13 protein-coding genes are annotated in these 14,120 nt (G+C 73.2%); 4 read left to right on the top strand and 9 right to left on the bottom strand.

Annotation, left to right across the window (positions count from 1 at the left end; genetic code table 11):
• Window positions 1-9 precede the first annotated feature (9 nt).
• From ACGFI2_RS24475 to ACGFI2_RS24440, 8 genes are all read right to left on the bottom strand, one after another.
• Window positions 10-939 carry a 3-oxoacyl-[acyl-carrier-protein] synthase III C-terminal domain-containing protein gene (locus ACGFI2_RS24475; protein WP_393521050.1) on the bottom strand — a complete coding sequence of 310 codons (930 nt, stop codon included), beginning with the start codon at window positions 937-939 and terminating at the stop codon, window positions 10-12.
• Window positions 936-1,208 carry an acyl carrier protein gene (locus ACGFI2_RS24470; protein ID WP_393521048.1) on the bottom strand — a complete coding sequence of 91 codons (273 nt, stop codon included), beginning with the start codon at window positions 1,206-1,208 and terminating at the stop codon, window positions 936-938. The genes ACGFI2_RS24475 and ACGFI2_RS24470 overlap by 4 nt, the downstream gene beginning before the upstream one ends.
• Complete coding sequence (locus ACGFI2_RS24465) at window positions 1,205-2,911, bottom strand: acyl-CoA dehydrogenase family protein (RefSeq protein WP_393521046.1); 1,707 nt, start codon at window positions 2,909-2,911, stop codon at window positions 1,205-1,207. Before ACGFI2_RS24465 ends, ACGFI2_RS24470 begins: the two co-directional genes overlap by 4 nt.
• Entirely contained in the window at window positions 2,911-4,632 is a 1,722-nt protein-coding gene (locus tag ACGFI2_RS24460) for an acyl-CoA dehydrogenase family protein (RefSeq protein ID WP_393521044.1), read from the bottom strand. The genes ACGFI2_RS24465 and ACGFI2_RS24460 overlap by 1 nt, the downstream gene beginning before the upstream one ends.
• A 1-nt stretch (window position 4,633) precedes the next feature.
• Window positions 4,634-6,406, bottom strand: a complete 1,773-nt coding sequence (locus tag ACGFI2_RS24455) for a fatty acyl-AMP ligase (RefSeq protein WP_393521042.1) — start codon at window positions 6,404-6,406, stop codon at window positions 4,634-4,636.
• Between the two features lie 115 nt (window positions 6,407-6,521).
• Window positions 6,522-7,676: a hypothetical protein gene (locus tag ACGFI2_RS24450; protein WP_393521040.1), complete on the bottom strand. Its 1,155-nt coding sequence runs from the start codon at window positions 7,674-7,676 to the stop codon at window positions 6,522-6,524.
• Window positions 7,673-8,707 carry a Gfo/Idh/MocA family protein gene (locus ACGFI2_RS24445; protein WP_393521038.1) on the bottom strand — a complete coding sequence of 345 codons (1,035 nt, stop codon included), beginning with the start codon at window positions 8,705-8,707 and terminating at the stop codon, window positions 7,673-7,675. The genes ACGFI2_RS24450 and ACGFI2_RS24445 overlap by 4 nt, the downstream gene beginning before the upstream one ends.
• The gene (locus ACGFI2_RS24440) at window positions 8,704-10,068 is read right to left on the bottom strand and encodes an aspartate aminotransferase family protein (RefSeq protein WP_393521036.1); all 1,365 of its coding nucleotides are present in this window, start codon (window positions 10,066-10,068) and stop codon (window positions 8,704-8,706) included. Before ACGFI2_RS24440 ends, ACGFI2_RS24445 begins: the two co-directional genes overlap by 4 nt.
• A 180-nt stretch (window positions 10,069-10,248) precedes the next feature.
• On the opposite strand from ACGFI2_RS24440, the gene ACGFI2_RS24435 reads away from it, so the two are divergent.
• The 4 genes from ACGFI2_RS24435 to ACGFI2_RS24420 all read left to right on the top strand — a co-directional run bounded on the left by ACGFI2_RS24435 (window position 10,249) and on the right by ACGFI2_RS24420 (window position 13,360).
• Window positions 10,249-11,073, top strand: a complete 825-nt coding sequence (locus tag ACGFI2_RS24435; RefSeq protein ID WP_393521035.1) for an inositol monophosphatase family protein — start codon at window positions 10,249-10,251, stop codon at window positions 11,071-11,073.
• Window positions 11,070-11,804: a sulfotransferase family protein gene (locus ACGFI2_RS24430; protein ID WP_393521033.1), complete on the top strand. Its 735-nt coding sequence runs from the start codon at window positions 11,070-11,072 to the stop codon at window positions 11,802-11,804. The genes ACGFI2_RS24435 and ACGFI2_RS24430 overlap by 4 nt, the downstream gene beginning before the upstream one ends.
• Window positions 11,805-11,828: 24 nt before the next feature.
• Entirely contained in the window at window positions 11,829-12,581 is a 753-nt protein-coding gene (locus ACGFI2_RS24425; RefSeq protein WP_393521031.1) for a hypothetical protein, read from the top strand.
• A gap of 98 nt (window positions 12,582-12,679) precedes the next feature.
• Entirely contained in the window at window positions 12,680-13,360 is a 681-nt protein-coding gene (locus ACGFI2_RS24420; RefSeq protein WP_393521029.1) for a LuxR C-terminal-related transcriptional regulator, read from the top strand.
• Window positions 13,361-13,442: 82 nt separating this feature from the next.
• Here the strand turns inward: ACGFI2_RS24420 and ACGFI2_RS24415 are convergent, their stop codons facing one another.
• Window positions 13,443-14,114, bottom strand: coding sequence for a LuxR C-terminal-related transcriptional regulator (locus tag ACGFI2_RS24415; RefSeq protein ID WP_393521027.1), 672 nt, complete (start codon window positions 14,112-14,114; stop codon window positions 13,443-13,445).
• Window positions 14,115-14,120: the final 6 nt, after the last annotated feature.

The following is a 14,120-nucleotide window of genomic DNA, read 5'->3' as shown; positions in this document are numbered from 1 at the left end:
GGCGTCCTATCAGTGCTCGAAGACCGCGGCGGCGAAGGTCGAGCCCAGCCCGACGGCGGCCATCAGGTAGCGGTCGCCGGGCCGTAACCGGCCCAGGTCGCGGGCCGCCACATAGTTGAGGAAGGAGTCGGCGCAGAAGCAGTGGCCGGTGACCGGCATGTTGTCCAGGAACAGGCGCTCCACCGGGATCCCGGCCTTGCGCGCCACCCGCACCCAGGACACCCGGTTCACGTTGTGCGGCAGGACCAGGTCCAGGTCGGCGACGGTGATCCCGGCACGCGCCACCGCCGCGAGGATCACCTCGGCGAGCGCGTCCGGATAGCGCTGCTGGAACTCCAGGGACATCTCCGCGGTCAGGGACAGCCCGGCGTTGAACTCGCCGTGCGTGGCCGAGGCGTACGACAGCAGCCGGTCGCGCCGGCCGGTGCCGACCAGCACGGCGGCGCAACCCTCCCCCATCAGGGCGGTGCCCGGGATCATCCGGGCCGACGGGGTGAACGCCTTCTCACCGACGAAGACCAGGGCCAGCGCGTCGGGCTCGCCGTCCTCGGCGAGCAGCCGACCGGCCATCTCGACGGCGAGCAGACCCGAGGCGCAGGCGTGCTGGGTGACCGCGAAGGCCTGCGCGTGCCGCAGGCCGAGGGCGCGCACCACGTCGTGCAGCGGATCCTCCGGGTACGGCGCGATCGCCTGCAGGGTTCGGGCCTGTACCACGTACCGCACCTGACATTCGCGGCCCCGTAGCTCGGACAGTTTCGCGGCGGCGTTGAGCATCAGGTCGGTGATGGTGCCGGTCGGTTCCCGCAGCACCTCGGCCAGTCCGTAGTACCTGTGGAACATCCGGACCTGCGTGTCGGTCAGTCCCAGTTCGCCGGCGAGCGAGTCGATCGGCACCCGTTCCGACGGCAGGTAGGCGGAGACCGCTTCGAGGGCGGTCATGTCCCGGCGTCCAGCGGCAGGCCGGACAGGTACTCGGTGAGCGCGTCGATGCTCGGGTGGTCCCACACGATTGTCGGCTCCAGGGGCACCCCGAGGTGGTCCTCGATCTCGCCGCAGAGCGCGAGCGCGTACACCGAGTCGAGGCCCAGGTCGGCCAGGGGCGCGGCGGTGTCGATGGTGGCCGGGTCCCGGTTGATGAAGTCGGCGACGCGGTCCCGCAGCCACGGACGGAGCTGTCCGGCGGCCCGGTGGTTCGGCAAGATGGTCAATTCCGGCTCCTTGGAAGGTCGGGCAGCGCGCTGTCGGACAGATCGAAGGCCCGGCCGGCGGCGTACCGGGCGGCGAGTTCCGCGTGGATCGGGCCGGCCAGCGCGGCCGGCAGCGACCGGGACGTGCCGTCCAGTTCGGCGGCCAGCCGCAGCAGGGCCGCCGTCACCCAGGCCGGATCGGCCAGGAAGGTTCCGGGGCGGCGCTGCTCGGCCAGCCAGAGGTTCAGGCAGGTGGCGGCGGTCAGCACCGTGGTGTAGCGGGCGGTCAGGTCGAGCGCCGCCGGGTCCCCGCCGATCGCCAGGTCCACCGGACGGAGGCCGAGCGCCGCCGCCCGCAGCCGGCCCAGCTCGCCGGTGAACCGCCGGACCAGCCCGCGCAGCCGGTCGTCGGCGGCCGGCAGGGCCTCGGCGGCGGTGAGCAGCTGCGCCGTGAGCGGGTCGGCCGTCGAGGCGATCCGGAGCCGGTCGAACGGCAGTGCCGGGAGGTCGGCGGCCAGGTCGTACAGGGCGGGCGGCGGCTCCTGGCCGGTCGTCCAGGAGCGCCGGGCCAGCCGGGGAAGCTGCGGCAGGACGGTGGCCAGGCAGGCGATCCGGGCGGCGTGCCCGAATCCGGCCGGCGCCAGGTCGCGCTGCAACTTCTGGAAGATGCCGTACTCGCCGGCGCGCAGGTAACTCTGCGCGCCGAGCAGCTCACCGAGGCGGGCCATGGCGCGGATGGACCGGCCGGACACGACGTACTTGACGGCCGAGGCGTACGCGTTGGTGTCCTCGGGCAGCAGGTGCACGGCGCGGGCGACGGTGGTGGACAGGCAGTCGGCGATCAGCAGGTCCACGAACGCCTCGGCCAGCGCGGTACGGACCACAGGCATCGCGCCCACCGGCCGTCCGCGCAGCCACCGGTCCTCGCCGAACCGCAGCACCGTGCGCAGGCCGGTGTCCAGCACGCCGAGCGTCATCGCCGGCAGCCCGGTCCGGGTCAGCTGGAACGAACGCAGCGCGACCTCCATGGCCGAGCCGAGCGGCCCGAGCGCCACGCTCGCGTCGACCGGGCACCGGTCCAGCTCGATCCCGCCGAGCTGCACCCCGCGCATGCCGCTGCTGGGGAACCGCGGCAGATACCGCAGCTCGCCCGGGGGCAGCGCGTCCTTCTCCACGAACAACTGGGTGTGGCTACGGCCGCCGGTCGCGTCCGAGGTGCGGCTGAAGATCACCATCGCGCTGCACCGCTGCGCGTTGGTGACCACCTCCTTGCGGCCGGTGAGCAGCAGCTCGCCCGGCCGACCCGGGTCGGCCCGGAAGTCCACCCGGGCGAAGTCGTTGCCGTGCGCCAGCTCGTGGTAGACGGACGCCACCCGCCGGCCGGAGAGCAGCAGCTCAGCCAGCCGCCGCTGCTGGGCCTCGTCGCCGCCGGCCCACACGTTGACCGAGGCGATGAACGAGCTGGCGCCGTAACCGAGACCCAGGCAGGGGTCCCGCCGGAACACCGAGCGCATCATCCGGATCAGCCGGTCCAGGCCGGCCATCCGGCCGCCCCGGGCGACCGGCACGAACTCGGCGTTGAGCCCGAAGTCGTCGAGCATCCGCTCACCGTCGGCGAACATCTCCTGCCGCTCGTCGGCCGCCAGCACGGCCCGGTTCCCGAGGGGGTTCGCCGGGTCCCACGGATCACCGAAGCGGCTCTCCAGCTCCCGCACGGTGGTCATCACGCCTCCTCGGTGCCGTCGAGATCGAGCACGGAGGGACGACGACCCGGGACCAGGGACGCGTACACCCGGTCGTAGCTCTCCGGATGGTCCGGCGCGGCGCCGAGGCGGTGCAGCACCCAGGTCAACGCGGCGTCGAGCCACAGCCCGTCCGCCCACAGCGGGTCGGCGCCGGCGTGCTCGTGGTTGTGCAGCCACAGGTGCACCGCGCTCGCGCCGGCCACACACAGCTCGTACCGGTGGGCCAGGTCGTAGGCGGCGGGTTCCACGTCGTGCGGCCGTGGCCGGTAACCGGCGAGCTCGGTGTGCAGCAGCTCGGTCGCGGCCAGGAGCGCCTCGGCCCGGGCCGACGGGCCGCCGGCCGCGCGGACGGCCGCCACCGCCGCGGCCAGCCCACGCAACGGCAGGCACCCACGACCGGCGGCCAGCGAGATCCGGTCCGGATCCAGCTCGGGCACCGGTGTCCGCAGGTCGGCCAGCGACCGTAGTCGGGCCACCTCCACCGGGTCACCGGACCAGCCCCGGGCCAGGTGCGGGAACTGGTTGATCAGCGCGTTGCGGTTGACCGGGGTGCTGCCGTCGAAGATCCCGACGATACGGTGGTCCCGCTCCACCTTCTGGAAGCGTCCGTAGTCCGGGATGCCGGTCAGGAAGGCGCGGGCGCCGAGCTGCTCGCCGCACCCCCCGATCAGTTCCTCGGTGAGTGCCGGCACGAAGGCCTTGAGCACCGGGGCGAGCACGCCCAGCTCCTCGGTCTCCGCCGTCGCCGCCCGGGTGACCAGGGCGGTGACCGCTTCGGCCAGGAACAGCATGGTGTGCAGCCGGCCCACCCCGCGCCGCAGGTACGGCACGTCGGCCAGTCGCCGGCCGTACAGCCGGCGGTCGGTCAGGTATCGCCGGACCAGCGCCAGCGCGTGGTCGGCCGCACCGAGCGACAGGGCGGCACACGTGGTACGCGTCAGCTGCAGGGCGCGCAGCACCGTCTCCAGCCCGGTGCCCGGCGCACCGACCAGGGCCGTCGCCGGCACCGGCGCGCCGTCGAGGACGATCCCGCTGATGTCGGCGCCCCGGATGCCGTGGGTCGGCTCCCCGGGCAGGCACCGGTACGAGTGCGCGGGAAGGTCCCGCTTGTCGGCGAGCAGCACCGTGAACCCCCGTGGCCCGCCGCCCGGGTCGGTCCGCGCCAGCACGCACACCACACCGGCCCGGGTGGCGTTGTTGATCAGCCATTTCGTCCCGGTCACCCGGTACCCGTCGTCGTGCCGGACCGCCGAGACCTCGCCGCCGAGCAGGTCGCTGCCGTGGCCCGGCTCGGTCAGCGCCCAGCAGACGGGCACCCCGGCCAGGATGGTGCCGGCGAGCGCACGGGCCTGCTCCCGGTCCGCCTCGTCCCGCGGCGACCGGGCCCAGACCGAGGCCGCGCCGAGGAACGTCTTGCCGTGCCCGATGGCCGTGGTCAGGTCCCGGCGCGCGATCACCCGCAGGACCTGGACCAGCGTGTCGAAGCCGCGCAGCTCGCCGCCGTACGCCGCCGGCACGTAGTGCGCCGGCAGGCCGAGCCGGTCCAGGTGCGCGCAGATCTCCGCCGGGAACTCCTCTACCTCGTCCGCCGCGGCGACCCGGGCGTGGTTGAAGACGACGTCGGCGTCGTCCGGGTCGCCGAGCCGCTCGTCGAGTTGCCGGGCCACGGTCGCGGCCAGGGGCAGGGTGGGCGCGGCCATCTCAGGCCCGCACCCGGTCGCCGGCCCGGCGCGCGGCCCGCACGCCGTCGGTGAGCTGTTCGTGCTCCGCGCCGAGGGCGCCGGTCAGGAAGAGCATCCGGGCCAGGCCCCGCTGGATCTTGCCGCTGGTGGTGCGCGGCACCGTGCCGGGGCGGACCAGCACCACACTGACCGCGCCGGTGCCGAACTCCCGGGACAGCATCTGGCGGATCGCGGTGACCACGGCGGCGCGGGCCGCCGGATCGAGGGACCGGGCCCGGCACTCCTGCACCACGACGAGTTCCTCGTGCGGCACCTCGACGGTGAAGGCGGCACCGACACCTCGGGACAGGCTGTCGTCCAGGGCACGCACCGCCACCTCGACGTCGTGCGGGTACAGGTTGCGGCCGTTGACGATCAGCAGCTCCTTGATCCGGCCGGTCACGTAGAGCTGGCCGTCGCGCAGCAGGCCCAGGTCCCCGGTACGCAGGAAGCCGCCCTCGCCGTCGGCCAGCTCGTTGTCGAACACCTCCCGGGTGGCCGCCGGGTTGGCCCAGTAGCCCCGGGCCACGCTGGCGCCGCGCAGCCAGATCTCGCCGATCCGGTCCGGTGGCTGCGGCAGCCGGGTGGCGGGATCGACGATCCGGATGTCGAACTCCGGGGTGGACTCGCCGCTGCTGACAAGTTCGCGCACCGGCTCCGGGTGGTCGGCTCCGACCGGTGTCACGACGTGCCGTTCCAGCTCCTCGGCGTCGACCGTGAGCACCACCGGCGGACGGCCGATGGTGGCGCCGCTGACGCTGAGCGTGATCTCGGCCAGGCCGTACCCGGGGCAGAGGGCCTCCGGTCGCAGCCCGGCGGCGGCGAATCGGCGGCCGAACGCGGCCAGCGTGGCCGCCTGCACCGGTTCCGAGCCGTTGACCGCGCGCCTCCAGCGGGACAGGTCGAGGCCGGCGATCTGCTCGTCGGTGATCCGTCGGGTGCACAGGTCGTACGCGAAGTTCGGTGCCGGGGAGATCTCGATGTCGTGCCGGTCGATCAGCCGGAGCCAGGTGCCGGGGCGTTTGAGGAACGTGGTGGCCGACATCCCGACGCTGCACCCGCCCCGCGAGAGTGGGGCCAGCATCTGTCCGATCAGGCCGAAGTCGTGGTACATGGGCAGCCAGCCGCCGACCCGTACGCCCTCGCCGCCACCCAGGATCTCGTGGAACGCCCGCAGGTTGGGCAGCAGGTTCGCGTGGTCCACGACGACGCCCTTGGGGTCGCTTGTGGAACCGGAGGTGTACTGGAGGAAGGCGATGGTGGACCCGTCGACGGCCGGCCGCCGCCATGCCGTCGTCCGGTCCAGGGGGACGTCGTCGAAGGCCAGGCACGGCACGTCGGCGAGCCCGCACTCGGCCGCCCAGTCGCGGACCGCGTCGACGGCCGCGGCGTCGGTGACCACCGCGGCCACCTGGGCGTTGTGGGCGATGCCGGCCAGCCGCTCCCGTTGCCTGCGGTATCCGTCCGGCAGCGGGGCCGGGACCGGGATCGCCCCGGCGTGCTGGACGCCGAGGAAGTTCTCGGCGAAGGCGGTGCCGGGCTCGTTCAGCACGAGCACCCGGTCACCGGGGCGGACGGTGCCGGCGAGCAGCGTGGCGATCTGCCGGGCCCGGGCGGCCAGGTCGGCCCACGACACCATGCGCACCTCGGCGTCGCCCTGGCCGGGGTCGGCATCGAAGATCAACGCCGGTCGCTCCGGGTGGGCGGCGGCACGCTCCTGCAGCAGGTCGACAAACGTTTCGTGGTCGGGCATCAGGCGCTCCCCCGCGGGTCGGTGACGTGCCGGACCAGCGTCGCGCCGGATCCGGCATATGCAGAAGGCTCGATCGAGCGGGCGGTTGGGGTAGCCGAACAGGTATGCCAGGCGGTCACGGCGTCTCCTGCCAGCCGCCGAGCCAGCCCTGCGACACCCCGGCCAGGCCGATGGCGACCAGAGCCGTCCGCTGTCCGGCGGTCAGACCGGCGGCGTCCCGCTCCGCCAGGCCGGAGGTGATCCAACTGGTCATCGCGGCCTGGGCGAGCCCGGCCCCGACCGCCGCCGGGGGCCAGACCCCGTCCGCCTCCCCTCGGCGGACCGTCACCGCGTCCGCGCCGAGCAGGTAGCCGGCCGCCCACACCTCCAGGGCGAGTCGCCAGTGCAGGCCCGACGGCAGGCCGGTGACCCCGAGCAGGCGGTCGAACCCGTCCACCACCTGGCTTCCGGTCACCCCGACCAGGCCGCAGTGATCAGCCCAGTACCAGCCGAACCCGTGTTCGACCGGTTCCCCGGTGCCCGGCCGCAGCGGTCGCAGCAGGCACCGGCTGCGATGCAGCTGCACGGTGTAGGGCAGCTTCTCGTCGGAGCGACACCGCCGCGCCAGAGCCTCCTCGGCGCTCGCGCTGAACTGCCAGTACGCTGGCGACAGGACCGGGGCCGGCAGGAACACGGTGGCGTGGAACCGGCCCGGATGCCCGACGATCGTCGGGTCGAACCGGTGGTCGACCAGGTGCGGCACGGTCCCGACCACCGGGATGCCGGCCTCCCGGCAGAACATCACCACCATCTCGTCGTCGTCCTTGACGTCGTCCGGAATGCCGGCCAGGTAGTCGGCCAGCTCCCGGGCCAACGTCACCGGCAGGACGAACCCCTGGGTGGGGGTCCACTCGAACAGCGACAGCGGCGCGAACGGCCAACCGGCGATCACCGCGCGACGGACCAGATACGAGTTCTGCGGGCTGTCCCAGTGCGAGTAGAGCGAGATGCCGTGCTCCGGTCGGGCCGAGATCGCCCGGTGCACCTGGGTGGCGAAGCCCCGGATCAGCCGGATGTCGTCCTGCAGCACCAGATGGTGGGTGGCGCCGTCGGCGACGGAACGCCAGGCCACCTTGGCGGTACGCAACGGGCTGGGCACCCCGGTCGGGTCCGGATCGGTCACCACCCGGGCGGTCAGCGGGGCGCAGTCGCGCACCAGCGGTGGGATGCGTTCCCGTCGGCGCGGGTGGTGCATGATCGCCACGCTGAGCCGGATGTCGGTGGCCGTCACCGCGCTTCCGCGGCCGAGAGGCCGGCCGGTACGACCGGCTCCCCACCGCGGATCGCCGACCGGTACGCCGCCTCGATCAGCGCCGTCGTGGTGACGACCTCCCGCATCGGCCGGTCCCAGCCGGTGCCCGCGGCGACCAGGCCGGCGAAGTCGCCGAACATGCCGCCGAACCACTCCTGATGGGTCTGGTCCCGGTTCGGTGGGGCCAGGTCGGTGCGCTCCACCCCGTCCGCCGTGCGCACCTCGGCCACCCCGTCGTGCACGTCGGCGGTGCCGTCCGGGCCGCTGACCAGATAACGGTTCGACCGGGTGTCACTGACCCAGCTCAGATCGATCTCGCAGGTCCCGCCGTCGCCGAACTCCAGGTCCAGCCGGGCGGCCACGTCCATCCCGCCGGCGGCGTCGCCGTCCGCCCACTGCGCGACGCAGGAAACCGAACGCGGGGCCTCGCCGAAGAGCTGGGTGGCCATGTACGCGCAGTGCGTCCCGTGGTCGAGCATGATCCCACCCCGGGCCACCGAGATGTCCCGGCGCCAGTCCGGTTGCCAGCCGGGCACCCCGCGGGCGTGCGAGTCACGGGCGATCCGGAACCGGGCCCGCAACGGACCGCCGAGCCGCCCGCCGGCGACCGCGCCGGTGAGCACCCGCATCATCGGCGAGAACCCGTAGTTGTGCGCGGGGTAGAGCAGCCGGCCCCGGTCCCGGGCCAGGCTGACCAGGTCGAGTGCCTCGTCGGTGCGCACCGCGACCGGCTTCTCGCAGATCACGTGCAGACCGGCGGCGAGCGCTTCGCGTTCCAGCTCGACGTGGTGGTTCGGAGGGGTGCAGATGTCGACCGCGTCCACCGGCCGGGCGGCGAGCAGCTCGGCCAGCGTCGGGTAGGTGGCCAGGCCGGGGTCGAGCCGGCGGGCCCGGGCCCGCCGCTCCGGCGACGGGTCGAGCACCGCGACGACCCGGCCGGCGGTGACCGTACGATATGCGTGCAGTCGCCCTTCCCCCGCGGTGCCGAACCCGATGACGGCGATCCTCATGCCACTTCCTCCTCGAGGTGCTGGGGCGCCGCGCCGTCGATCAACACGCGGCGGATGATCTCGACGGCCTGCTCGGCCAGCTCCGCGTCCACGTTCAGCGGTGGGTAGAGGCGCAGGGTGGTGCCCCCGGTCATCACCAGCACCCCGGCGTCGAGCAGCGCCAGGAACGTCTCCCGGAAGGTGCCCTTGTCCAGCGGCCGGCGGGACCGCTTGTCGGCGACCAGCTCGATGCCGATCGCGAACCCGGCGCCCCGGACGTCGCCGACGAGCGGGGACTCGTCGACAAGCGGTTCGAGCGCGGCCAGCATCTCGGCGCCGAGCTTGCCCACCCGGCCGGGCAGGTCCTCGTCGACCAGCACGTCGGTGGTGGTGGCGACCGCCCGGCAGGCCAGCGGGAACGCGCCGAAGCTGGACGAACTCGCGCTCGGGTCGGAGAACGGGCTGGCGGCCATCAGCTCCGCGGTGGAGATCACCCCGGTGACCGGGTACCCGGCGCCCATCCCCTTGCCGACCGTGACGATGTCCGGCACCACCTCGTCACGCATGAAGGCGAACGACTCACCGGTACGGCCGAAGCCGGTCATCATCTCGTCGACGATCAGCAACGCGTCGAACTCACCGGCGACCGAGGCCAGCGCGTTCAGGTAGCCCGGTGGCGGCACCACGTTGCCCGACCGGCCCTGCACCGGCTCGACGACGAGGGCCGCCAACGAGCCGGTGGAGTTCTCCTTGATGGTGTCCCGCACGGTCTCCACGCACGCGTAGCCGCAGCTCGGGAAGGTCATCTTGAGCGGGCAGTGGTAGCAGTTGGCGTACGGTGCGCTGAAATAGCCCGAGGGCAGCGGCCCGAGACCGGACCGCGCCCCGGCGGTGAGCGCCAGGCTGCCCAGCGTCTTGCCGTGGAAGCCACCCCAGAACGACAGGAACTCGTGCTTGCCGGTGACCGACTTGGCCAGCCGCAGCGCCGCTTCCACCGCCTCGGTGCCGCCGCTGTAGAGCTGGATCCGGTCCAGCGGCGGCGGCAGGAACTCGCGCAGCGACTCGGCCATCGCCCGGCGGCCGGCCGACCCGAACGCCCCGGCCGGCGCGGTGGCCATCTCGGCGGTGAGGGCGGCGATCAGGCGTGGGTTGGCGTGGCCGATCGAGTTGACTCCGCCGGCCCCCTGGAAGTCGATGATCTCGTTGCCGTCCGAGTCGACCAGGACCGCGCCGGCGGCGGACTCGACGCACAACTGCGCCCAGAGCATGACGGCCTGCAGACCGGGTCCGATCACTTCCTGCTCGGCGGCCCAGTGCTGAGCACCACGCGGCCGGTCGGGCGTACGCCCGAAACGTCGGCCGTCGCCTGAACTTTCTGCCATCGTTCCGCCTCTCGGGTGCGGCCGATCCACCGGTCACGCCGACCGCGGGCCGCTTCCGCCCATGCTCGGGATCCGGCGGCGAGCTCGGGAGCCTCCATCGGCCACGACGAATGGGCATGCCCGGACGGCTGGCACGTCCGGGCAGCGCGGCGCCGTGGGGGACGCGGTTAGCGTGGCGCCGTGACCAGCACGGTGCGGGACCTCATCGACGTGGCGGCGCAGTCCGCCGTGGACGCCGGCCGCCTGATCCGGCAGCGGTTCGGCGGCCCGATGGAAGCGTCCACTAAGGAGGCGGCCCACGACGTCGTGACCGGCACCGACCTGGCCGCCGAGGAGTTGATCCGCGCCGCCTTGGGTGGCGCCGCCGCACGCTCGACGGTGGTGGGTGAGGAAGGCGGCCGGCAGCACGACGCCACGATCGGGGCGGAGGATCCGGTGTGGCTCGTCGACCCGATCGACGGCACCTACAACTTCGTCCGGGGCATTCCGTTCTTCTGCGTGTCGATCGGCCTGCGGATCGGAGGTCACACCGTGGGCGGCTGCGTCTACGACCCGATGCGCGAGGAGTTGTTCACCGCGGCGGACGGCTGCGCGTGGCTGAACGGCGTTCAGCTGCCCGTGCGTACGGCCGCGCCGTCGGCGCCTCCGCTGGTGCTGTGCGACATCCCCAACGCCGGCGGGCCCCCGGCCACCACCGAGACCGATCTGCTGGCCGCGCTGCTCACCGCCGCCGCGGACGTGCGACGGCTCGGCTCGTCGGCGCTGGCACTGGCGTACGTCGCCGCCGGTCGCGCCGACCTGGCCGCCAACGCGGACGTCTACGACTGGGACACCGCGGCCGGGCGGGCGCTGGTCACCGCGACCGGCGGCGGCTACCTGAGCCACCCCGATCCGCTGCCGACCCGGCGGCGGGGCAGCTTCGTCGCGTGGGCGCCGGCGTACCCGACCCTCGGCCGCGCGGTCGGCGAGGCCCTGCACCCCGACTGCTTCGCGGAGACCCGGTGACCCACAAGCGCTTTCTGTTCATGGGCGGCATGCACCGCAGCGGCACCACGCTGCTGGCCTCGCTGGTCGGCACGAATCCGCAGGTGACCGGGTTCCGGCAGACCGGCGCGCCGATGGACGAGGGCCAGTACCTGCAGACCGTCTGCCCCTACGACGAGCAGCACGGCGGTCCCGGCCGGTTCGCGTACGCGCCCGGGGCGCACATGACCGAGCACCACGAGCTGGCCAACCCGGCCACCGCCCGCCTGCTGCGCGAGCAGTGGGGCCGTTACCTGGATCCCGGCCGCCCGGTCCTGCTGGAGAAGTCGCCGCCCAACCTGTTGCGTTTCCGGTTCTTCCAGCGGCTCTTCCCGGGCTCCCGGTTCGTGCTGGTCACCCGGCATCCGGTGGGGGTGGCGATGAGCACCAGGAAGTGGACGCCGGCGCTGACCGTGCGGCAGCTCGTCGAGCACTGGCTGCACGCCCACGAGCTGGCCCGGGCCGACGCCAGGCACCTCGACGCGATGCTGACCGTCCGCTACGAGGACCTGATGGCCGACCCGGACCGGACGCTGGCGGCCATCGCGGCCTTCGCCGGCATCCCACCCACCTTCGACGTCGGCGACCTGGACCGGGACACGAACACCCGGTACCTGCGGGCCTGGCGGCAGGGCCCGGGAGCCGACGACGATCTCGTCGACCTCGCCGAACGGGTCGAACGCTACGGCTACCGGCTGCCCGCGACCGCCTGAACCGGCTTCGAGAGGAGAGAACGGATGTCCCGGTTGCTCATCGTGCACGGCACCGGCGGACCACGACGCTCCGACGACTCGGTCCGTCGGGAGTGGATCAGCTCCGTCGAGGACGGTCTGGCGCTGGCCGGCCACCCGGCGGTGGCACCGGATGCCACCCTGGTCAACCTCGATGCCCCGGGCCGCGTGCCGGCCCTCGGCGACAGTGATCCGGCCGCCGAGGTCGCACTGCTGCGGCGCTGCTGGCGGACCGCCACCTTCGACCTCGAAGCCGGTGCGGAACCGGTCGGCGCGGACGCGTTGGCCGCCCGCCTGGCCTGGTCCCGGTACTTCTGCGGGCTGACCGCCGAGGAGCTGACCGACACCCTGCGTCAGGTGCGGGCGTTCGCCACCGGCGGGGCGGCAGGGCACCCCGCGATCGACGAGGTACGCGCAGCGCTCACCCCGGACACCGAGATCGTGATCGGCCACTGCCTGGGCGGGGTGGCGGCCGCGCTGGCCCTGGCCGACGCCGGCGCCGCCGCTCCGGCTCTGATCACCCTGGGCTCACCGCATCCTCCGGCCGCGGGACCGCCCGCGTCCGGACTGGCCACCTGGGTCGATGTCGCCGACGTGCAGGACACGCTGCTCCTGGCGGCCGGGACCGGTCCGGCCGGCGTCACCGCGAAGGTGTCACTCGACTGCGACCCCCGGCTGCGCGGCGCTCGCAACTATCTGGCCTCGCCGGAGTTCGGCAAGGTGCTCGGCAGCCTGCTGGAGACCCGTCCCGGCGGGTGACCCGCCGGAGCATGTCCGGAACGAGACATGGTCCTGGATGGAGCGTGCCGTCGTCCGTTTCGATGATTCGTGTGACTCCGAGTGAGAGGAGCGCGGTCATGACCGCGACGATCGTCGAGCACCATCCGCACCGCGAGTCGGCAAGCCTGCGCATCGCACTGGTGATGATCAACGACATCCTGCGGGACGGCCTCAGCGTGGCACTCCGCGGTCTGGGCCTGACCACTTCCGTCCGCGCCTACCGCTCGATGCCCGAGCTGCTGACCGAGGCCGTCGACGAGCAACCGGAAGTGCTCGTCGTCAACGCGGCCGACGGCGTCGCGGGCATCGCGGCCGCCGCGCTGATCGCCCCGGAAAGCAAGATTGTCATGCTGATCCACGACGCCCGTGCCGCCGAGGCAGTGCTGGCCGACGGGGTCGTGGTGGACGGCTTCCTGCTGCAACAGGACCTGTCCGGTCGCACCCTGGAGAACGCGCTCCGGGCGATCATGACCGGCGAGGTGCCGATGCCCGCGGTCCTGGCGCAGCAACTGCTGGCCCGCGCCGGCATTCGCCGTACGCCCTCGTCGATGGCACCCATCAAGCTGACGCCGCGCGAGCACGAGACGCTGTTGCTGCTGGTCGAAGGGTTGAGCAACAAGCAGATCGCGCGACGCCTCAAGATCTCCGACCACGGGGCGAAGCGGCTGGTAGCCGGGGTGCTGCTCAAGCTGGGCTGCACCAATCGGACGTCGGCGGTGGTCACCGCCATCCGCTCCGGACTGGTGGAGTGCGCGTAGGGCCGGCGGCGCCGAGCAACCGTGCCGGCGCGCCGAGACGAAGGTGGCGGCGCCACCCCGGCGCCGCCACCCCTTGGTTCCCTCAGACCGCCTGTTGCAGCGGGGGCCGCTCGTAGAGGCCGTGCACGGCCAGCTTGATGCCGAGTTCGAGCCGGCTCCGGGCGCCCACCATCTGCATGATCTGCGTGACCTGCCGCTGGACGGTACGGGTGGACACCGCCAGCGCACGTGCGACCACGTCATCGGTGGCCCCGCCGGCCAACCGCCGCAACACGTCGCGCTGCAGCGGGTTGAGCCTGCCGTGCAGGTCACTCACATCCGTCCGAGCCTCGGACCAGTGATGATGGAAGATCGTCACCAGCGCCTGCACCGCGGTGGGCGAGCGAACGGCCAGCGGTGACGCGGCCCCGCCCCGCGACACGATCGCCAGGTTGCGGTCCAGCACGACCATCAGAGTCGGCGAGTGCTTGCCGCTGCGCACGTCGGCCCGGACGCCCAGCAGGGCCTGCAGCCGGGCGCCCCGGTCCAGCAGGGTCTCCCCGGCGACCACCGCACGCACCTGGGCGGCGCCGGACCATCCGATCCGGGTCGGCCAGGTCCGGCCCGGCTCCTGATCGGACAGCAGTGCACAGTTGGCCGGAATCAGCGCGAGCACCTCGTCGCGCGCGGCTCTGATCACCCGCGTCGCCAGACGCCAACCCGCGCCTTCGGCCTCGGTGGCCCTCGGCTTCGGTTCCATGGCTCTGTTCTGCATCAACTC

This window comes from Micromonospora sp. NPDC049282 (assembly GCF_043197045.1).
In the GTDB taxonomy this organism is placed as follows: domain Bacteria; phylum Actinomycetota; class Actinomycetes; order Mycobacteriales; family Micromonosporaceae; genus Micromonospora.
This window is presented reverse-complemented; position numbering and strand designations above follow the sequence as displayed.